15 protein-coding genes and 1 tRNA gene are annotated in these 21671 nt (G+C 36.8%); 6 read left to right on the forward strand and 10 right to left on the reverse strand.

The features are described 5' to 3' along the window. The 7 genes from RNZ46_RS06655 to RNZ46_RS06685 form a co-directional block, all read right to left on the reverse strand. On the reverse strand, positions 1 to 1575 hold the full coding sequence (locus RNZ46_RS06655) for a glycerophosphodiester phosphodiesterase family protein (RefSeq protein WP_316984601.1): 1575 nt from the start codon (positions 1573 to 1575) through the stop codon (positions 1 to 3). A gap of 165 nt (positions 1576 to 1740) precedes the next feature. Then, a complete protein-coding gene (locus RNZ46_RS06660; RefSeq protein WP_316984602.1) occupies positions 1741 to 3354 on the reverse strand; it encodes a RagB/SusD family nutrient uptake outer membrane protein in 1614 nt (537 codons plus the stop codon). A gap of 17 nt (positions 3355 to 3371) precedes the next feature. Continuing rightward, positions 3372 to 6449, reverse strand: coding sequence for a SusC/RagA family TonB-linked outer membrane protein (locus RNZ46_RS06665; protein ID WP_316984603.1), 3078 nt, complete (start codon positions 6447 to 6449; stop codon positions 3372 to 3374). A gap of 294 nt (positions 6450 to 6743) precedes the next feature. Continuing rightward, a complete protein-coding gene (locus RNZ46_RS06670; protein WP_316984604.1) occupies positions 6744 to 9512 on the reverse strand; it encodes a triple tyrosine motif-containing protein in 2769 nt (922 codons plus the stop codon). Between the two features lie 124 nt (positions 9513 to 9636). Further along, a complete protein-coding gene (locus tag RNZ46_RS06675; protein ID WP_316984969.1) occupies positions 9637 to 10392 on the reverse strand; it encodes an MIP/aquaporin family protein in 756 nt (251 codons plus the stop codon). Positions 10393 to 10565: 173 nt separating this feature from the next. Then, on the reverse strand, positions 10566 to 12062 hold the full coding sequence (glpK, locus tag RNZ46_RS06680; protein WP_316984605.1) for a glycerol kinase GlpK: 1497 nt from the start codon (positions 12060 to 12062) through the stop codon (positions 10566 to 10568). Between the two features lie 16 nt (positions 12063 to 12078). After that, the gene (locus RNZ46_RS06685) at positions 12079 to 13683 is read right to left on the reverse strand and encodes a glycerol-3-phosphate dehydrogenase/oxidase (protein ID WP_434063040.1); all 1605 of its coding nucleotides are present in this window, start codon (positions 13681 to 13683) and stop codon (positions 12079 to 12081) included. A gap of 117 nt (positions 13684 to 13800) precedes the next feature. Here RNZ46_RS06685 and RNZ46_RS06690 point away from each other — a divergent pair, with 117 nt between their 5' ends. Next, a complete protein-coding gene (locus RNZ46_RS06690; protein ID WP_316984606.1) occupies positions 13801 to 14553 on the forward strand; it encodes a DeoR/GlpR family DNA-binding transcription regulator in 753 nt (250 codons plus the stop codon). Between the two features lie 8 nt (positions 14554 to 14561). Here RNZ46_RS06690 and RNZ46_RS06695 read toward each other — a convergent pair whose 3' ends face one another. Both RNZ46_RS06695 and RNZ46_RS06700 read right to left on the reverse strand, forming a co-directional pair. Further along, a complete protein-coding gene (locus RNZ46_RS06695) occupies positions 14562 to 16034 on the reverse strand; it encodes a sulfatase family protein (protein ID WP_316984607.1) in 1473 nt (490 codons plus the stop codon). Between the two features lie 161 nt (positions 16035 to 16195). Then, positions 16196 to 16269, reverse strand: a tRNA-Ala gene (locus RNZ46_RS06700). A gap of 153 nt (positions 16270 to 16422) precedes the next feature. Here RNZ46_RS06700 and RNZ46_RS06705 point away from each other — a divergent pair. From RNZ46_RS06705 to RNZ46_RS06725, 5 genes are all read left to right on the forward strand, one after another. Beyond that, positions 16423 to 16923, forward strand: coding sequence for a GNAT family N-acetyltransferase (locus tag RNZ46_RS06705; protein WP_316984608.1), 501 nt, complete (start codon positions 16423 to 16425; stop codon positions 16921 to 16923). After that, positions 16920 to 18254 carry an MATE family efflux transporter gene (locus RNZ46_RS06710; RefSeq protein ID WP_316984609.1) on the forward strand — a complete coding sequence of 445 codons (1335 nt, stop codon included), beginning with the start codon at positions 16920 to 16922 and terminating at the stop codon, positions 18252 to 18254. Before RNZ46_RS06705 ends, RNZ46_RS06710 begins: the two co-directional genes overlap by 4 nt. 40 nt (positions 18255 to 18294) lie before the next feature. After that, positions 18295 to 18444, forward strand: a complete 150-nt coding sequence (locus tag RNZ46_RS06715; RefSeq protein WP_316984610.1) for a hypothetical protein — start codon at positions 18295 to 18297, stop codon at positions 18442 to 18444. Between the two features lie 132 nt (positions 18445 to 18576). Next, positions 18577 to 19029, forward strand: a complete 453-nt coding sequence (locus RNZ46_RS06720) for a 6-pyruvoyl trahydropterin synthase family protein (protein WP_316984611.1) — start codon at positions 18577 to 18579, stop codon at positions 19027 to 19029. A 423-nt stretch (positions 19030 to 19452) separates the two neighbouring features. Next, a complete protein-coding gene (locus RNZ46_RS06725) occupies positions 19453 to 20211 on the forward strand; it encodes a UDP-2,3-diacylglucosamine diphosphatase (RefSeq protein WP_316984971.1) in 759 nt (252 codons plus the stop codon). A 188-nt stretch (positions 20212 to 20399) separates the two neighbouring features. Here the strand turns inward: RNZ46_RS06725 and RNZ46_RS06730 are convergent, their stop codons facing one another. Next, entirely contained in the window at positions 20400 to 21668 is a 1269-nt protein-coding gene (locus RNZ46_RS06730; protein WP_316984612.1) for an MFS transporter, read from the reverse strand. Between the last annotated feature and the right edge of the window lie 3 nt (positions 21669 to 21671).

A 21671-nucleotide genomic window follows, 5' to 3' on the forward strand; every position in this document is an offset into this window, starting at 1 on the left:
TTATTCTTCCTTTTGTTGAAAAACCCTAACATAATCGACTACCATTTGCTGCGGAAAAACAGAATCATCAATTCCTTTTTGTCCACCAAGCATGCCACCAACAGACACATTCATTATCAAATAAAATTCTTGATCAAAGGGCCATTCGGCTATGGTTTTATGTTCATTTTTTATATGATTGTAAACGGTATCATTTAAAATAAAGTCCATTTTTTCATGAGTCCATTCTACTGCAAATACATGAAACGTCTCATAAGGTTTATCAATAAAAATCTTTTTTCCTCTCTCTGTACCTTTCATGTGATTAAAGGCTTTTGTGTGTATGGTTCCAAAAATAGAATCTGGGTTAAAACCAACATGTTCCATAATATCTATCTCGCCACATTCCGGCCAGCCAACTTCTTTTCTATTTTCGCCCAACATCCAAATGGCAGGCCACAATCCAACACCTCGAGGCAACTTCGCTCTTACTTCTATGCGCCCATATTTCCATGAGGCTAAACCATCGGTTTTTAATCTTGCCGATGTGTATTGCGCGGTGTCAATTTCAGCAATATATTGCACCCAACTTTTGTTTTTAAACTCGTCGCTTTTGTATTTTGCGTTCGCTATTTTTTCTTTATGAGCTTCAATTATTAGCGTACCATTTTCAACTCTCGCATTTTTTAAGCTATCGGTGTAATATTGCTTTTCGCGGTTGCTTAAAAAACCGTAATCGTAAGCCCATTTGGTAGAATCTGGTTTTCCTTTGTAATTAAATTCGTCGCTCCAAACCAATTTATAACCTCTTTTTGTTGGGCTTTTTTCGCTTCTTTTAAAAACAAGTTCTGGTTCATCTGTAGTGATGTAATCAAAATCGTTAGCTAAAAACCAATCGATATCTTCAGTTGAATTGACTGTCCAAGCATTTAATATTAAACCTTTTTCTTTGGCACTTGCTATCCATTCTGGACGTCTTTTATATTTATAAACTAAATAGTCTAACCCAGTTATACCATCTTCCTTTAATCGTTTTGGTGCTTTAGAGCCATCTAAATATTGTGTTTTAGCATGTGCATCCAGTTCCTTTATTCTTTGTAAAATGGCATAACTGAAACTGATATACGACAAAATATAATTTTCTGCCTTAAGTTCTTTTACCAGTTTCAAAACATTTTCGGCCATTAAGGCATTTCGTCCTTCGGTTTTTGAAGGTTTTATTTCGCATACCAAACCCGTGGCATTGTTATTTTGCATTCCAGCAATGATATAATCTCTTAACGTTGGTAAGGTTTCGCCGTTTGAAAGTTTAAATTTTGATAATTGGGCATAGGTGGATTCTTCGATGAGTAAATCGTGATAATCGGCATCGTGGGTTACAATTAAAACATTATCGGATGTCATTCTAACATCAAATTCTGAACCCGTACAACCCAAGTTTATAGCGTGTTTTAATGCAGCTATCGAGTTTTGCGGTAGGTTTTTTTGTTTCCATGCGCCGCGATGTGCCACCACGACATTATCAGCAAAAGTTATTGTTTTAGGCGAACTTGTTTGGCACCCATAAAAGCTGGCAATTAAGAATAAAAAAAACAATTGAAGTGTGCTTTTTAGCATAAGAATACAATGACTAATTAAAAAGGAAATCTACGAAGTTAATAAAAGTGTTGAAATCTAAGGGCAATAAACTTACTTGCCCTTAGATTGAAAAACCAACACTATAAACTAAATCAAAAAAAGTGCTATTAATTTGTTCTTTAGTTAGTAACCGTCATTCTGTGGATAATCCGGACCCAGTAAATCCAAATCTATTTGTGCTATTGGAAAATTAATATAATGATCTTGCCAGTTTACCCTTGGATCTCTATCTCCCCCGAAATTATTGGGAAAATACGGTCCGTCACCGGCATAGTTTCTTATTTGGCGATTTATCACATCTTGTCCCATTCTTTTTAATGTAAACCAACGTTGTCCTTCAAAAGCGAGTTCGCGAGCGCGTTCATCTAATATAGCCTGCTCATCAACGCTTGTTAATGGTGTGGCATTTGCTCTTTCCCTAACTGCATTTATGTATGGTAAAGGATTGCCTGAAGACCTCATCATTGCTTCGGCAGCAATTAAATAGGTTTCGGCCAACCTATATACCATTATGTTGCTTTTATTTAGATACGAATCTGGATTGTCGTCTTCTTGTGCGAATTTGATACAAGAAGGGTGTTGTCTTTGATAATACCTTGTGTACGTGCTACTGGGGTTATTAAGATCGGTTATTGGTGCATAATTATCTACTTCTTCACCAATTCTACTGCCCGATGTATAATAATATTTCAATCTAAAATACGTGTTGTCATCTCTAGTATCATTTGGATCTTCAGATAAAAGACCTAATAAATAAAGGTTTGGTAACACGCGTGAAAAACCTCTGCCACCCTGTTCAATATTTGACTCTATACCTGAAATCTGGAAATATTGGGTAACATAGTTTGCATTCATCATAGTGTCGTCTCCACCACCCAATAAATCATCTTTAGATTGAATAACGAATAACGATTCCGAATGGTTTCGATCACCTTTAAAAACATCTGCTGTGCTAGCTACTAAGCTATGTGGGCTGTCTGGCCCTTCAATAACATCTAAGGCATGGGTTTTAGCTACCTCCCAATTGCCTTCCCACATTGCCACTTTTGCTTTTACGTGTTTTGCCGTGCCTTTTGTAACACGCCCAAAAGTGTCTGTCCATTCTAAGTGTTCAATGGCAAAATCCAGGTCGCTGTTTAATAGTGCAAAAATATCTTCTTTAGACGATTTAGCATTAATAACATTAAAGGCATTATCGACAGTTACCGTTTCGGTAGACACATAAATATTGTTAAACATTCTATATAAATAGAAATAAGAATTCGCTCTGAAAAACTTAGCTTCGGCAAGAACCTGGTTCCTAACATCTTCATCGATACCTTCTGCAACTTCGGCCGCATTAATTATTTCTGTAGCTTTATTTGTAATGTTGTAAAAATGTTTCCAGAACAAAGTGGATACAAAATTGGCGCCTTGATCTACTGGCGAGACACCTCTTTGGTACCGCCCCATTAAACCTGTATAACCTGTTCTGCTAAATGCCAAATCACTTCTGGACGACATTAAAACCGCTCCCATAAAATCCTCTATACGTCGGTCATACCTATCTCTGTTAAACTTATAAAGGCTTACCACGCCAGATTTTAAACCTTCTTCGGTCGTGTAAATGTAATCGGAATCAATTAATGTACTTGGTTGTTCTTCTAAGAACTCTTCGCAAGAAAACACAACAAAGCATAGCGCCAGAGCTAGCAGCAAGTTGCCTTTTAGTTTTGAATATATAAACTTCGCTTTCATAATATTATTTTTTTTAATTAAAATTTAACTCTTACACCAAAGGTGAAACTCGTTGCATCTGGATACCCTGTATCTGCATTAGAAAATGTATTTCTAATATTTACCTCAGGGCTATATCCTATATAATCTGTGTTGGTAAACAAGTTAGTGCCTGTTGCGTAAAACCTAATCTGCTCTAAGTTTAAACTAGATGAAATAGCCTCAGACAGCGTGTAGCCCAAACTAACTGTTCTTAACCTTATATACGATGCATCTTTAATAGCCAAAGAATTTAAATACAGTGGTGCAGTATCAAAATTAGGTCTTGGAAAGGTTGTAGATGGATTTTCTGGTGTGTAATAATCTACTTTTACACCGTTTAACTTCCCTGATAAAGTCCCCCCATTATTAAATTCTGATAAAAATGGGTTTCTTTTTGTAGCCCCTTCTACGGCGTAAAAATCTACAAATAAATCGAAACCTTTGTAAGCAACTGTTGTTGATAAAGAACCAAACCAGTCTGGATTAGGGTCTTTAAAAACCCTGTCTTCTTGGGTTATTTTACCGTCTGGAACTCCCGTTTTATTGCCTTGGTCATCTACACCGTTGGTGTCTTTAATTTTAATGTCTCCAGGCCTGAGGTTGTCTTGTGTTAAGGCAGAGTCTGGATTGGCCTGTGGTGCATTTGCAAAATCGTCGCCTTCTTGCCAAATGCCATCAAATTCATATTGGTAAAGGACGCCTACTGGTTGGCCAACGTAGTAGTTAAATGCGTCGTCTTCTAAAATAGGGTTCCCATCGCCATCATTATAAAGTTCTATCAATTTGTTTTTATTGTTAGACCAGTTAGTAGATATTGACCATTTAAAATCATTTTTATTGATTATATTTGCAGTTAAGCTCAATTCGATACCAGAGTTTTGCAATTCTCCGGCATTAAAGAAGGTATATTGGTAACCTGTTATTGATGGTACACCTCGACGCAATAACAAATCGGTAGTTCTAGCATCGTAGTAATTAATATTACCTACTAAAACCCTTTTAAACATTGAAAAGTCCAATCCAAAGTTTAAGGTTGTTATTCTTTCAAACTTTAAATCTGGATTGGGCAAAATAACTGATGGCGAATAGCCTGATGCAGATTCAGCATCGAATATATAGTTTTGTCCTTCTGCTGTAAAAAGCGATGTGTATGCACGCCCAAGATCGTTTACCAAAGCGCCATAACTGGTTCTTAATTTTAACTCATTTATAGCTTCAACATCTTCTAAAAAAGGCTCTTTATGTATTTGCCATGCAAAAGAAGCTGCCGGATTAAAGCTCCACTTATTGTTTTTAGAGTTTACTGATGCTCCATCTCCTCTTGCTGTGGCCTCAAACAAATATCTGTTCTTTAAATTATATCTTGCTCTTGCCATAAAAGATGCCAATCTCTGTTTATTTTTATCACGCTCTACGGTTACATTACCAATGGCATTTGTTATGCCATCATACCCCAAGCTTTCATTTGTAAACCCTTGTGCTTCGGTAAATGTTCGAGAAAATTGATTTTCTTGTGCAGATTGTACCAGCGTTACATTTAGTTTATGGTCATCGCTAAAAGCTTTATCGTAGGTTAATATGTTTTCAATTAGATATGATTCCCTTAATCGATTATCGATTCTTGCAACTCCATCAACGTCATCGCCCGCTGAACTTAATGACGATTGATATTGGCCTCTTTCTGAAGTCCTTCTTGTTAAGTTAGTTTTTAATTGGTACGTTAAATCATTTGTAATTTTCCAGATTGGAGTTACGTTTATTACAAAATCGTTTCCTTTTTCTTCATTAGTCTGCTCTCTAAGGTTCCATATTGGATTTACTGCCGATAATTCCTCGCCACTTGGGAATTGGGTGAGGTTTCCATTATCATCATAAGCTCTTCCTAAGGGTGAAATTGTAATTACGTTTACGTTTGCAGCTCTATCGGTATCATCGTTTAAAATGTTCAAATCAAAATTTACCGAAAGCTTATTACTAATTTTTTGATCTACGTTTAATCGCAATGTTTTTCTAACATAGGCAGAATTTGGTATTAGGCCATCTTCTTTAAAGTAATTGATACTCCCGAATACTTTAGTCATATCGGTACCACCACTAATGCTAATGGCTTGACTATTGACTGAGCCATTTTTTACCAACTCATTTTCCCAGTCCACAAATTGGTTATTTGCGATAGACTCTAGTTCTAAAGCTGAGAAAATATCTTCATCGTTTGGATATGAGTCATCTGCGATGGTAGACCTAACAGCTTCCCGTCGCAATTGTGCAAATTCTTGACCGCTATAAACATCGAAATTACGCTCAATGGATTTTGTTGTAATATAACCGTGATAATTTACACTTACTTTACCAGATTTACCTCGTTTTGTAGTTACCAAAACAACCCCATTTGCGCCTCTAGAGCCATAAATAGCTTGAGCCGAGGCATCTTTAAGAAATTCGATAGACTCAATGTCATCAGAGTCGATGTCTTCAATACCACCATCTCTTATAATGCCATCTACTACATATATCGCACTTACGCTACCTTCAATAGAGCCTTGGCCTCTAAAGATAATATCTGATGTTCCGCCTGGTCTTAATGTGCCTCCTCCTACATCAACTTGCAAACCTGCAATTCTACCTCTCAGCATTTCATTAACATCAGAGGTTGGTGTTAATACAGCCTCTTCCATATTGGCAGTAGCCACGGCATTAACAATATCGCTTTTACGTTGCGTACCGTAACCTACAACAACAACTTCGTCTAGCACATTTTGATCGATATTCAATAAAATGGTTAAGGCCCCAGAAGTTATGGCGACCTCTTTAGTTTGGTAGCCTAAGTAGGAAACCGTTAGTGTAGTCGCGGTATTATTTACAGAGAATGAGAAGTTACCATCAAAATCTGTCGATGTTCCGTTTGTAGTTCCTTTAACAACTACCGATGCTCCGGGCAAGGGCATATTATCTTCTGCTGAACGTACTGAGCCTGTTATTGTTTTTTCATTTTGTGCCAACGCTACGGTTGTTGCAAACAAAAACAATAATAAGAACAGCACTTTATTTTTTTGATTAAAAAGTTTCAATTTCATTCGAGTGTAGTTTAATGTTAGTTTCAAAAAAAATAGTTTATGCTGATTTTACCTTTAGTTAAAAAATCAATCAATGTAAACTTAACCTCAAATGCTGAGAAATCCGCAATATAATAGCCGATAAAAAACGAACATGGCAACAAAACCAACTGAGATTCGATATTTTGTCAGCGCAAAACCCTGTAAACACTGAGCAATCAGAATTTCATATTTTTTATATAAATGCTTAAAAAACAAGTGGTTTTATGCACATGTCGTGGTAATGTCGTGGTAAAATAACGACTTGTCGTGTTGCTAAAATTTTAAGATGTACTCCACAAGACCATCATCGTGCTCCAAACCTAGTTTTTTTCTTAATCGGTAGCGTTTGGTTTCAACGCTTTTTATAGATATATTAAGCAATGGCGCCATTTCTTTTGAAGATAAATTAAGGCGTAAATAGGCGCAAAAACGTAGGTCGTTTGGGGTTAAATCGGGGTGTGAACTTTTTATTTTTTCTAAAAAATCTTTATCCGCATTGTTAAAAGCCTGTTCGAAAAAAGACCAATCTTTTGTATCATTTAAATTACTATTTATAAGTTCTATGGCCGTATTGTTATCAATATGTTTTGTTTTTTTAAGCTCTTTTTTAATCTTGTTTAAAACCCTATTCTTTTTAATAATACTCATAGTAGATATAGCCAACTCCCTGTTTTTATTATCTATATCCTGATTTAGTTTTTCGTTTTTTATCTGCATAATCATTTGTTCATTCTCCATTTGTTCGTGCTTAAACTTTTCTGAATAATAGCGTTTATAAGCTTTATGCGTAATTAAAATAATGATTAAAAGCAGCAGAACATAAAGGGACAAAGCCGTGTTTGAAAGGTACCACGGTCTGCTAACAGTAAAACTGTAAGACAATGTGTTTTTAGAAAGTGCGTTTCCAACCTTAGCACGCGCCATAAAGGTATAATCGCCAAACGACAGATTTTCGAAGGTAACTTGGGTGTTTTCAGTCCACTTGCTCCACTTATTTGAATGCCCTTCAAGCATGTATTGGTATTTAACGTTTAAGTATTTGTGATACTCGGGCACTGAATAATTAAAAGACAACAAGCCCTGTTTGTAATTAAACACTCCATTGGTGTTTAGCGCATAATGGCTATTATTATCATCAACATCTTGTATGGCAATTGAATTTAAAAAGATTTCATAATCTATGTCATCATTAAATTTTGATAGATCCAATGTCATGTAACCATTTGCCGTACCCAATACATAGGTTGAGCGATTAATAAGCGAAATATTCTCGTAACCCAAAACACCTTTTCTTAATTTTGAAGGAATAGGAATATTGTTGATAACTGGTTGGTTTGTAACATCGTCGTTTTCAACAAAGCTTATGTTGTCTTTTGAAAACGCCCAAAGTTTTTCGTTTTTATCTACTACTAATTTGCCTGAAATATAGTCGCCACTTTTAATAATTTTACTTAAAATGGAATCTCTTTGAAACGCATTTTTGGTTGTATTATATATAAAAAGCCCTTCTTCGGATGCATAATGAATATCATTTTTATATTTTATTAAACTCGAATTTTTCCCCAAAGGCAAACTTGTTTCCATGTCTAATTTTTGCACTTTGGTCAGGCTGTCATTCAGCTTTAATTTAAACACGCCTTTATATTCGTGGCTCACCCAAATCTGATTTTCATCATCAATTTCTAAATATCGTGATGAGTTTTTAAAGCCTTCAACTTTATTTCTTATACGCCAAAAATTATTCACTTTTTCAAGGATGAATAAGCCATTATAATTTCCTTGAAGCAAAAGATTTTGTTGCTCTGGAATGCGCTTAAAAGTCCACGCCCCTAATACGCTACTTATTTTGTTTGCTTTATTTTCTACAATTAAAAACGTACCCAAATGATGCCCACAAAATAAATACTCATCATTATAATTAAACAAATCCCAAACCTGTCCAGCGGTGCCTTCAATAAACCTAAACGTATCATCATCAGCTTTTAATCGCCTATAAAACAAACCTTGGTTAGAGCCAATATACAACACGTTTTTAAACACTTGCGTTGTGTATACGGTGCCTAAAACGCCATCGTAATCAAAAAAAGTTTTTATGGCAGATTTTACATTTATGCAATTAATACCGTTGTCTAAACCCGCCCAAACATTGTTTGCATTATCTTCAAATAGCGACAAAACGGTGTTGTTGCTTAGTCCTTTTTTTTGAGTGATTTGGTAATTTATTGTTCCGTTTTCTGATATGTGCAACACGCCATCGGAAATAGTGCCTATCATAAAACTTTTGTCCTTTAACTGAATGCTACTAAAAACGCTCATGGTATTTAAAACCGCATCGGCTTTTATGTTCCACGGTATTAATTGATTGTTTTTAATTTTATAAAACCCTGCGTTTCGCGTTATGATGATTAAGCTTTCTTTGCCGTTGAACATATTGATTACACGCCCCGATTTTACAATGTCACTATCAATAATGAGTTTGGGTTTACCTTCTTCAATAGTATAAATACCTTCATTGGCAACGTGATAATAGATCTGATTTTTAACCTTAAAAGTTTTGTAAATGATATTGGATGCCTTAACAATTTTAAAGGTTTCGGTTTGCGAATTGTAAAAATAAATTTTGGCGTTAGACTGAAAAACCACCCATTCGTTGTACTCAATAATGTTCCAAATCTGTTCGTCTTCCAACATCTTCTTATCAAGTTTAGAAGACAACGACAGATAGTTTAGTGTACCAAATTCGTTTTTATTCCAATAGCCAAACTCAGCATAACAACCTGTGTATATTTTATCTTTAATAACATTTACGGCCCTAATTATGGTGTTGTTTGGTGAGGCATAAGTTGTCCATTCTGCGCCATTATATTCCAACAAGCCTTTATTATTGGCAACATATATAAAATTATTTGATGCCTGGGAAAGCATCCAATTTTGGTTGTCTCCCAAATAATTTTCAGCACTAAATTTTTCAATAGGAGGCAATTCCTGACTAAAAGACAACAGGCTTAACAAGATTAAAAAAACGCTCTTTAAAATTTTCATTTATTAATTAGAATTGAAAGCAATGAACCGTTTGTGCTTTCTTTTGAATAAAGATAGTTTTAGAAAACGACTAAACAAAATCACCTACTAAAGTCCTGAAACGAACTGTTCGCTTTTGAAAATTTTAAGACAATGCCAACATTAATAAAGATGCTAAACATGCGCCGATAATAGGACCAAAAACAGGAATCCAAGCATAGCTCCAATCACTTGCTGCCTTGTTTTTTATGGGAAGTAGGGCATGAACAATTCGCGGGCCTAAGTCACGTGCCGGATTAATAGCATATCCTGTTGTGCCACCCAACGACAAACCGATAGACCAAACCAAAAAAGCCACCGGTAACGCCCCTAAAGAACCTAAACCAATAACGGTTTCCGTCTCATTTATTGTAGCATTTGTAAAGTATAAAATGGTAAATATGAGCACAAAAGTACCCACGGCTTCGCTAAAAAAATTAGAAAACGTATGCCTTATGGCTGGTGCCGTACAGAACACTGCTTTTTTGGTATCGGCATCTTCGGTTTCATCAAAATGATTTTTATAAAACATCCAAACCGCAGAAGACCCTAACATAGCACCAAGCATTTGGGCTAAAATATATAGCGGTACATCGCTCCAAGGAAATTTTCCTGCGACTGCTAAACTAATACTCACAGCGGGATTTATGTGTGCACCGCTGTAAGGTCCCGCAATAACCACGGCCACATAAACCGCCAAGGCCCAACCCGTGGTTATTACAATCCAACCGCTATTATTGCCTATGGTTTTGTTTAAAATCACGTTTGCCACAACGCCACCGCCCAATAAAATAAGTATGGCTGTTCCTATAATTTCTGCAATAAATGGTGTCATAGTGGTTTCTGATTTACAATTAACGATTTTTTGATTATATGATTTAAGACCGCTGCACTATAGCGCAAACGGCAAAGAACTTACTCGAAACTAATTTATAATTTATTTCTTTCGATTTATTCAAGGTTGGTGATTTTTATTTTGGTGAACTATTTTGCGGTTGTAAGTTTCCTCTCCTCCGACAAGATCATAGGATAAGGCTATTTATCTTTTGTCCAATATTCCAAAGCATCAATAGCTTTGTACCAGCCTTTGATGTTTTCATCGATAACGGCTCTTTTTTCAGTAGGCTTAAAGTGTTTATCTGTTTGCCATATTTGTTGAATTTCTTCAGGGTTATCCCAATAGCCCACAGCCAATCCTGCTAAAAATGCAGCACCCATGGCCGTGGTTTCTACCACTTTAGGGCGTACGGTTTCGGTATTTAAAACATCGGCTTGAAATTGCATAAGCGAATTATTTACCGTAGCTCCGCCATCTACCCGCAACTCTTGTATCGAAATTCCGGAATCGGCTTCCATAGCTTTTAACACATCCATGGTTTGATAAGCAATCGACTCTAATGCTGCCCGGGCAATGTGCGCATCGGTGCTGCCTCGCGTTAACCCAAAAATGGTGCCTTGTGCTTGCTGGTTCCAATGTGGTGCACCCAAGCCAGCGAATGCGGGCACAAAATATACACCTTCTGAACTCGACACCGAACTTGCAAGTGTTTCAACCTCTGATGAATTTCTAATAATTTTCAAGCTATCTCTTAACCATTGCACTACGGCTCCGGCAATAAATATGCTGCCTTCCAAAGCATACGATGTTTTTCCGTTTATTTTCCAAGCTACCGTGGTAAGTAAGTTGTTTTTAGAAACGGTTGGTTTATCGCCAATATTCATCAACATAAAGCACCCCGTTCCGTAAGTGTTTTTTACCATGCCCGGTTTGGTACACATTTGTCCGAATAATGCCGCTTGTTGATCGCCAGCAATTCCAGAAATAGGAATGTTGGCATCGTAAAACGTAGATTTGGTGTGCCCGTAAACCTCGCTCGATTGTTTTACCTCCGGAAGCATGCTTTTGGGAATGGTTAATAATTCTAATAAATTATCATCCCAATCCATGGTGTTTATATTGAACAGCAAGGTTCGTGACGCATTGGTAACATCGGTAATATGCTGATTGCCTTTTGTAAAGTTCCATATTAACCAAGTATCAATTGTGCCCAAAAGAAGTTCGCCAGATTCCGCTTTTTGCCGTGCACCTTCAACATGGTCTAAAATCCATTTTACTTTTGTGCCCGAAAAATACGAATCGATTACCAATCCTGTCTTTTCCCTTATCGTTTTTTCGTGCCCTTGTTTTTTAAGTTCATCGCAATAATTAGAGGTTCTTTTGTCTTGCCAAACAATAGCATTATAAACGGGCTTGCCTGTTTTTTTATCCCAAACAACAACGGTTTCACGTTGATTGGTAATACCAATAGCAGCAATATTTTCAACATTCAATCCTTGTTTTGCAATCGCTTCTGCAGCTACTCCAGCTTGCGAAGACCAGATTTCCAACGGATCGTGTTCCACCCACCCCGGTTTAGGAAAATATTGGGTAAACTCTTTTTGAGCCAACGAAATGATGCTTCCTTTTTTATCAAAAACTATGGCTCTGGAACTTGTTGTTCCTTGGTCTAAGGCTAGTATGTATTTTTCCATAATAATGATTTGTTAGTTAATTTTTTATGACATAATGACTAGCAATTTTTAAAAAACCTGAAATTTGTTGCTGTCTCCAGTCATCAGTTTTATTTAATTCTTTCGTTAAAATAGCGGCTACCATTGGAGCAATTTCTATAGCCGCCTCGGCATCAAAAAACAGAACTCTCACACGTCTTGCCAAAACATCTTCAATAGTTCTTGCCATTTCGTTTCGTATCGCCCAAACCACTTCTGCTTTTGTAAATTCCAATCTTTGATGCAGCTTTTCGCCTAATTCTGGAAATTCCGCTATTAGTTTCTTAATCTCCTTTTGGTCACTTCCATAAATATATAAATGTTGTGATTTATCCACCATGCCACGCGCCCCATGAATTAATAAATCTTTGGTTCGGCATTGGGCATTGGGCAGTTTCCCCAGTGTAATGGCTTTATTTAAAACATCCTGTGCCATACGCCTGTAGGTGGTCCATTTACCGCCCGTTATGGTAATTAACTCAGAATCTGACACTATAATTTTATGGCTTCGCGAAATTTCCTTTGTTTTTTCAGATTTGTCTTTTGGTGCCGCCAACGGACGTAATCCGGCAAATATGCTCAACACATCTTTTTTGGTAATCTTTTTTGTTAAATATCTATTGGCAGTTTCCAAAATAAAATCGATTTCCTTATCGAGTGCTTTGGGCTCTAAACTGTGGCTGTCCAATAAAGTATCAGTTGTTCCAACCACGACGCGATTATGCCATGGCACTAAAAACAACACACGTCCGTCATCCGTTTTAGGAATCATAATCGCATCGTTTCCGGGTAAATATGATTTATCCAAAACCAAGTGAATACCTTGACTTGGGCGAATGCTATTTTTTGCCAATGCATTGTCCATTTTTAAAACTTCATCTGTAAAAACACCCGTGGCATTAATAACCACCTTAGCGTTTAAAGCGTATGTTTTGTTGGTTTCTGCATCTGTAGCCTCAACACCATTAACCAGACCATTATTGTTTTTTAAAAGCTTTTCAACCTTAAAATGATTGAGTAAAGTTGCCCCATTTTCGATGGCCGTTTGCGCTATGCTTATGGCGAGCCTTGAATCGTCAAACTGACCATCATGATAAACAACTCCGCCTTTAAGATGTTCTGATTTTATGGTTTTTAACCGAGCAGCTGTTTCGGTTTTTGAAATTCTAACCGATTTTCCAAAGCTTAATTTTCCTGCTAAAAAATCGTATATTTTTAATCCGATGGTGTAAAAAAGGTTGTCCCACCATCTATAATTAGGAATGATAAAAGATTGATTACGCACTAAATGCGATGCGTTTTTAAGCATTAATCCTCTTTCGTAAAGCGCTTCTTTAACCAAATCGATATTTCCTTGCGCCAAATACCTCACGCCGCCGTGAACCAATTTAGTGCTTCGGCTGGAAGTGCCTTTTGCAAAATCAACCTGTTCTAAAAGCAAGGTTTTAAATCCGCGGGTTGTGCTATCTAAAGCAATACCTAAGCCCGTTGCACCACCGCCAATGATAATGACATCCCAATTTGAATGCGCTTTTAACTGTTGAATTAATGTATCCCTATCAAACAAATCAACTTTTTTTTTGCTTTGATTATTTATATTTATTTTCAAATGTATCAAAATTAATTTTAAAACGAAACAAAACGAAACTATTTTATGAAATAAGCGACAAAAATTAAAATAATTAACTTCGTTTATCTTCATTTACTTATATTTGATTATATGCAGCGACATGAGACCATATTGAACATATTAGCTAAAGAAAAGCACGTTGAAGTTTTAGATTTATGTAAACAACTAAATGTTTCTGCGGTTACCATTAGAAAGGATTTAAAGCTTTTAGAGGAAAAAGGCTTGTTGTTTAGAACCCATGGTGGTGCATCTTTGGAAAACCCATACATTAAAGAGAAAGCTGTAATTGAAAAAGAAAAAATTTCGGTTGAAGAAAAAAACGGTATCGCGCAAGCCGCAGCAACAAAAATTGACGAAAACGACTCCATAATGATTGCTTCGGGAACCACTGTTCAGGCGCTTTCAAAATTTATAAAACCTAAAAACAAGCTCACGGTAATCACCTCATCCCTATACGCTGTTTTGCATTTAATCCATGATAAAAACATAGAAATTCTACAGCTTGGTGGCTATATTCGGCATAGTTCAGCCTCGGTAATTGGTACTTATGCGTCCCAGATTTTAGATAGTATTTCGTGCAGTAAGCTTTTTTTAGGTGTTGATGGGATTGATTTTGATTATGGCCTATCTACAACAAGTTTAGAAGAAGCGCAATTGAACCAAAAAATGCTAGCATCGGCCCAAAAAATTATTGTTTTAGCAGATTCTTCAAAATTCGGAAAAAAGAGTTTCGCAAAGATTTGTAATTTGAATGCTATTGATGAGATTATTACAGATAGGGGTATTTCATCAACAATCAAAAAGAAATTAGAAGAAAATGGTGTTAAGGTTACCGTTGTTTAACAGCTGTTTTACTTTCTAACATTTAAATTAATCCAGTTTTTATAAGCCGCTTCCAAAGCTTTTACTTTTTCAAGATGTTGTGACGCTAAATCATTGCGCTCTCCCGGGTCTTTCGCAATATTAAACAACTTTAATTCCATATTATCAACTATAGGCGCAATGTATTGGGCAGACGGTTCGCTTTTCCAATGGTTTTCTTTAGCATTGGTTAGTTTCCAATCACCTTTGCGCACCGCCCAGGTTTTTTGCCATTTCCACACCAGTAATCGATTCGCTTCGGGCTTTAAAAGATTGATGCCATCAATAGCGCTATCGGTAAGCGTAACACCGGCAAAATTAGTTAAGGTTGGTAAAATATCGGTTGCGCAAACATAATGGGTTTCCACTTTACCAGCATCAATTACATTAGGCCAACTTATTGCTAATGGTACGCGAATACCACCTTCCCAAAGTGAGTACTTTCCTCCTGTTAGCGGTGAGTTATTGGCACCGGTAAGTGGCGAACCGCCATTATCGGAAAGAAACACAACCACAGTATTCTCAACTAGTTTTTGTGTTTTTAAAGCATCTAAAACACGCCCGATATTGTCGTCTAAACAATTGAGGTTAGCTAAATAATACTTACGCAAATCCTCATGTTGAATGGCGCCAACTCGCGAATATTTATCGTAATAAGCTGAATAAGAACCCGGTTTATGCTTTTTGAATGCCACCAAACTATCGGGGTCGTAATTTGGAATTTCCTTTACATTGTATTTATCCAAATACTTTTTGGGAACTTGGTGAATTAAGTGATGCACAGCATTATAAGACAAAGTTAAAAAGAATGGTTTGTCTCGTTTTCGTTTAATGTATTCAACGGATTCGTCAGTCAAAATATCGGTAAGATAACCTTGGTCATAACTTTTTTCGCCCATATTGTGCATTAATGGCCCTAAAAGTGCACTTGTACCGTAAGGATCGGGCGTACGGTCCTTAATATCTTGCGAGTTCAACCAATAATCGTGGGCGTGCGCGCTAAAGCCTAAAAACTCGTCGTAGCCATGATTTAAAGGGTATTCTCGTACATTATTTTTATGAAAATTGCGTCCTAAATCATTCTTGCCAATTCGTGCTGTTTCGTAGCCAGCATCCTTTAAATACTCGGCAATGGTTTTTACGCTATCTGGTAAACCCGGGCCCCAACTTGCTGGTTTGTCCCACCTAAATTGATTTTTACCGGTTAACATTCCGGCTCGCGATGGACTGCAAACGGGTGCTGTAACATAGGCTTGTGTAAAAACTGTTCCGGAATTTCCTAGGCGCGTTATATTTGGCGTAGAAATACTTTTGTCGTGGTTTTTAAAAGGTGAAAAATCAGCATAACCTTGATCGTCAACAACAATTAAAAGAATATTGGGTTTTTTAATTTCATCTTTTTTAGCTTTTGTTTGGCACGAAACCATGCAAATCAACAAAATTAGTACGACGATATTCTTCATGATTGGTTTTATTAAATTTTGTTTAGTTTCAAATTTACTAAAAATTATCTAAAACGAAACTAAGTGAAACTAATTTAATTATTTTTTTGATACCAAATCGTGAATTATGTACAAATAAGAAAGCTTCAAAAGTAATAACTTCTGAAGCTTTTCTATTACTGTGGAGAAGATCGGATTCGAACCGACGACCTCTTGACTGCCAGTCAAGCGCTCTAGCCAACTGAGCTACATCCCCAAACTTTACTTTGTGCTAAAAAAAATTTTAGTGCTTTTTAGCAGATTTCAAAATTACATTTTTTTACCAACATTTCTAACTTTGTTTTTACAAAATATTAAATGAGTTTAAAAAACTACATTTGCACCGGTATTTAGGGGGGAATTTATTAAAATGATCAGGAAAGCGACACTTAAAGACATAGATAGAATTATAGCCATTACAAAAGCATGCGCCGTTTTTATGATTGACAAAGACATTTATCAATGGAACGAGCATTACCCCAATAAAGCGGCTTTTGAAAATGATGTTTTAAGAAATGAATTATACGTTATTGAAAAAAACAAAACCATTATTGGCTGTGTAGTTGTTTCAACTTTTATGGATGAAGAATATATTCCCATCAATTGGTTAACAGAAAACAATCGTAATGTATACATTCACCGATTAGCCGTTCATCCCAAATATCAAGGTAAAGGCTACGCACAAAGATTAATGGATTTTGCCGAAAATATCGCCATAGAAAACAACTATAGCTCTATAAGGTTAGACACCTTCTCTCAAAACAAAAGAAACCAAAAGTTTTACGAACTTCGCGGCTATAAAAAATTGGGTAATATTTATTTCCCGAAACAAAGCGATTTTCCTTTTTATTGTTACGAATTAGTACTGTGAGCACGAACATAAGTTTCAAGCATATAAATAAATTAGCGGTTCCTGCCTTGATATCTGGGGTTTCAGAACCTATTTTGTCGTTAACCGATGCTGCCATTGTTGGAAATATAGCATTTAATGCCACCGAATCTTTGGCTGCCGTGGGCATTGTAACCACTTTTTTGTCGATGCTTATTTGGGTTTTGGGGCAAACCCGAAGTGCTATTTCGTCCATTGTATCGCAATACGTTGGCGCCAATAAACTTGATAAAATCAAGAATCTACCTGCCCAAGCTATATTTATTATCACCTCATTAAGTGTTCTAATTATATTGGGCACATACCCTTTTGCAAACTTTATTTTCAAACTTTATAATGCCTCGGGTTTAATTTTAGACTATAGCGTAGATTATTACAGAATCCGTGTTTTTGGGTTTCCTTTTACACTTTTTACTATAGCCGTTTTTGGTGCTTTCCGCGGCTTACAAAACACCTACTATCCCATGCTTATTGCAATAATTGGCACCATTACAAATATTGTTTTAGATGTGGTTTTGGTTTACGGTATTGAAGGTTACATTACACCCATGAATCTTGAAGGAGCTGCTTACGCCAGCGTAATTGCACAATTTCTCATGGCTATTTTCTCTGCTTATTATTTATTGAAAAAAACCGTAATTCCATTAAAACTAAGTTTTCCCTTTAATAAAGAAATCAACCGGTTTATTTTAATGATTCTCAATCTTTTTGTGCGCACCATTGCTTTAAACGTCACGCTTTATTACGCGAGTGCATTTGCAACGAGCTACGGTGCAACCTATATTGCGGCCTATACCATTGCTATTAATTTATGGTTTCTTGGGGCTTTTATTGTTGATGGTTATGCTAGCGCTGGCAATATTTTATCGGGAAAATTATACGGCGGAAAAGAGTATCCTTTACTTATTACCTTAAGCAATAAACTGATAAAATACGGTGTAATAGTAGGCGTTTTAATTGCTGTAATTGGAGGTGTTTTGTACTATCCTATAGGCAATTTATTTACCAACGATCCCGAAGTTTTAAAGCAGTTTTACAACATTTTTTGGATTGTTTTAGCCATGCAACCGCTTTGTACAATCGCTTTTATTTTCGATGGAATCTTTAAAGGATTGGGGAAAATGAAGGCGTTGCGCAACGTGCTTTTGGCTGCAACGTTTTTAGTGTTTGTTCCTGTTTTATTTTGGTTGGATGCTCTCGACTATAAATTATACGCCATTTTTATAGCCTTAACATTATGGATTATCGCTCGAGGTTTCCCATTGATTTTTATTTTCAGAAAAATATTTATCCCGCTGTCAAAAATCAATTAACTTTGAGAGCATAATGCACATTTATTTAAAAGTATTTTTTATGACATTCTTAATGGCATTACAAGAATCAAACGTCCACGATGCTGGGTACAATATAGGATACGCCATCGGGAAATATCTGCCTTTGGTAGCCACCATAGTCATTGCGTATTTAATTTTCAGATTAATCAAAAAAAACTCCAAAAAATAAAACTATGGATATCATGTCATTTATAAGCGGCAACGGCTTGTTTTTAATTTTAGGCATCGCTTTAATAATCGTTTACATTGTAAACAGAAAAAAAAGAAGGTAGTATCTTTGCGCAGCAAATAGCATTACAACATGAGCAACATTCGCATAACAAAACAATTTTCTTTCGAAACCGGACACGCCCTTTACGGTTACGATGGCAAGTGCAAAAACGTGCACGGGCACAGCTACAAACTCTCGGTAACCGTTTTTGGAAAGCCCATAACCGATACCAATCATGTAAAATTTGGAATGGTAATCGATTTTGGCGATTTAAAAAAAATTGTCAAAGAAGAGATTGTAAACGTCTTCGACCACGCCACGGTGTTCAACAAAAACACGCCCCATGTCGAGCTCGCCAAAGAACTTGAAAACCGCGGCCACAACGTGCTTTTGGTAAACTACCAACCCACAAGCGAAATGATGGTTATCGACTTTGCGCAAAAAATAAAAAAACGTTTGCCAAACCACATTATGTTGCATTCCCTAAAACTTCAGGAAACCGATACCTCGTTTGCAGAGTGGTATGCTTCCGATAATAATTAGGGCGTTACCACAAGGGTCGGGCTTTCACTACTCGCTTCCTCCTTTCGTCGGCGAGCTCAAACACGCCGTTCAATCCCTAACGCAGCAGTCCGCAGTTGGAAGTAATCAGTCCGTAATCAGAGCGTATATTTGCAAAGAACTTAGAGAGCAAGATAGATTGAAAACAGAAATGATTTAACAAAAATTCAAGTCCCAAATTCCGACACAGTCGGAAAAGTCAATCTGCAGAAATAATGAGCGAAAAACGTAACTGCGAAGCACAGCTTCAAGCATGAAGTTTTTAAAGCGAATGTTCCGCAGGAATTTCCTCAGATTGACATGATTTTTTGGTTCGTTTTGTATCAAGACAAAATGAACAAAAAGAAAAAATTAATACTAAAAAATGAGATTCCTGCCTTAGCAGGAATATATTATATTTACAGCATGCAAATTCCACAAGGAAAAAAAATATATTTCGCATCCGATAACCATTTAGGCGCACCCACACAAGAAGCCTCTCGCCCGCGCGAAAAAAAATTCGTGGCTTGGTTAGACACCGTAAAACACGATGCGGCAGCTATTTTCCTTTTAGGCGATTTATTCGATTTTTGGATGGAATACAAAAAAGTAGTCCCAAAAGGGTTTACTCGAACTCTGGGTAAACTTGCCGAAATATCAGATTCCGGCATGCCAATCTACTACTTTGTTGGCAACCACGACCTATGGATGAACGGCTATTTTGAAGAAGAGCTCAACATTCCCGTATACCACAAACCCGAAGAATTTACCTTTAACGACAAAACTTTTTTTATTGGCCACGGCGATGGTTTGGGTCCTCACGACAAAGGCTATAAGCGCATGAAAAAGGTGTTTACAAATCCGTTTTGCAAATGGCTTTTTAGATGGCTACACCCCGATTTAGGCGTGCGATTGGCACAACACTTATCGGTAAAAAACAAAATGATTTCGGGCGACGAAGATGCTAAATTTTTAGGCGAAGACAACGAATGGCTCGTACAATATTGTAAACGCAAACTGGAAGACAAACACCGCGATTTTTTTGTTTTCGGACACAGACATTTGCCATTAAATATAGACCTTAACGGAACTTCTAAATATATTAATTTAGGCGACTGGATTTCGCATTATACTTATGGTGTTTTTGATGGGGAGACGATGGAGTTAAAAACATATCGCACCTAAAATTCTAATGGCAAGTACACCCCGCGAGAAGGATTGCAGCGGCATCCTTTTTTGTGCGCGCCTAATATTTGATAGACGCAAAAATTTATACTGTTTACTATTTGCTTAATGCGATACTAAAACCACTTTGCACAAAAAAGATATAGTGTAAAGCCTGTTTGCCATTTTTATGGCAACTCGCCCAAAAATTAATGGTCGTTTTCGTGCGCATCAATATCTTGTTGCAAGTCAAGTTTACGCAATGGCTTGTTTTTAACACCTATAATTCCAACGACAATAAGGGTTACTGTTCCGCCAAGAACCACGGCGAGTGGTGCGCCAAAAATACGTGCAGCTATCCCGCTTTCCAAGGCGCCGAGTTCGTTGGAAGACCCTACAAACATTGAGTTAACCGCACCCACGCGCCCGCGCATGGCGTCTGGTGTTTTAAGTTGCAGTATGGTTTGACGCACGACCATTGAAATACCATCGAAAACCCCCGAGAAGAATAGCGCCAAAATACTTAACCACAATAATTTTGAAGCTCCGAATACAATCATGCAAGCTCCAAATCCGAACACCGAAACGAGTAATTTTTTTCCTGTATTTTTTGTAATCGGGATATAGGTTGTGGCCAGCATGGTGATAATACTGCCGGAGGAAAGTGCTGCGTTTAATAATCCAAATCCTTTGGGTCCGGCATCTAAAATATCTTTTGCAAATACGGCAAAAATGGCAACGGCGCCACCAAATAAAACGGCAATCATATCTAAGGTTAGTGCGCCTAAAATGACTTTGTCGTTAAACACAAAACTAAGTCCTGCTTTTAGGCTTTCTTTCACGGATTCATTCCTGCCTTTATTTAAAACAGGTTTTTTAGTTATTTGAAATACTAACAATAATGCCAGCATAACCAACAAAAATATAATACCAAGTGTATAGTGAACACCAATCCAAGCAATTAAAAACCCACCAACTAAAGCTCCAAAAACATTGGCGCCTTTCCATGTACTACTGCTCCAGGTTGCGGCATTTGGGTATATTTTTTTTGGAACAAGCAATGCAATTAGCGAAAAAATAGTAGGGCCAAAAAAGGCTCTTAAAACACCTCCAAAAAACACTAATGCATAAATGCCGTATAGTATGGCACTGGTTTCCCATGTGGCTTCAACCGTACTTGAAGTTAGCCAAAATAGTCCAAAACTGATTAAAGAAAACAGGGCAATACAAAGTGTGAATAGGTTTCGTTTTTCTTTTTTATCTACAATATGTCCAGCAAAAGGTGCCAGTAAAAATGCCGGTAAAAATTCGCAAAGTCCTATAATACCAAGTGCCAAAGGGTCTTTGGTTAGGGCATATACTTGCCATTCTATAACCACAAATTGCATAGACCATCCAAAAACCAATGCAAAACGCACCAATAAAAAAATATTGAATTCTTTAATACGCAAAGCGGCGTACGGATCGTTTTTAGACATTTG

This window comes from Hwangdonia lutea (assembly GCF_032814565.1).
GTDB lineage: Bacteria > Bacteroidota > Bacteroidia > Flavobacteriales > Flavobacteriaceae > Hwangdonia > Hwangdonia lutea.

Excerpts from the sequence above, each read along its gene's own strand:
- RNZ46_RS06660 (WP_316984602.1), bottom strand. The coding sequence starts at position 3,354 with ATGAAAGCGAAGTTTATATATTCAAAACTAAAAGGCAACTTGCTGCTA.
- RNZ46_RS06725 (WP_316984971.1), top strand. The coding sequence starts at position 19,453 with ATGCAAATTCCACAAGGAAAAAAAATATATTTCGCATCCGATAACCAT.
- RNZ46_RS06720 (WP_316984611.1), top strand. The coding sequence starts at position 18,577 with ATGAGCAACATTCGCATAACAAAACAATTTTCTTTCGAAACCGGACAC.
- RNZ46_RS06715 (WP_316984610.1), top strand. The coding sequence starts at position 18,295 with ATGACATTCTTAATGGCATTACAAGAATCAAACGTCCACGATGCTGGG.
- glpK (WP_316984605.1), bottom strand. The coding sequence starts at position 12,062 with ATGGAAAAATACATACTAGCCTTAGACCAAGGAACAACAAGTTCCAGA.
- RNZ46_RS06695 (WP_316984607.1), bottom strand. The coding sequence starts at position 16,034 with ATGAAGAATATCGTCGTACTAATTTTGTTGATTTGCATGGTTTCGTGC.
- RNZ46_RS06670 (WP_316984604.1), bottom strand. The coding sequence starts at position 9,512 with ATGAAAATTTTAAAGAGCGTTTTTTTAATCTTGTTAAGCCTGTTGTCT.
- RNZ46_RS06730 (WP_316984612.1), bottom strand. The coding sequence starts at position 21,668 with ATGTCTAAAAACGATCCGTACGCCGCTTTGCGTATTAAAGAATTCAAT.
- RNZ46_RS06690 (WP_316984606.1), top strand. The coding sequence starts at position 13,801 with ATGCAGCGACATGAGACCATATTGAACATATTAGCTAAAGAAAAGCAC.
- RNZ46_RS06665 (WP_316984603.1), bottom strand. The coding sequence starts at position 6,449 with ATGAAATTGAAACTTTTTAATCAAAAAAATAAAGTGCTGTTCTTATTA.
- RNZ46_RS06705 (WP_316984608.1), top strand. The coding sequence starts at position 16,423 with ATGATCAGGAAAGCGACACTTAAAGACATAGATAGAATTATAGCCATT.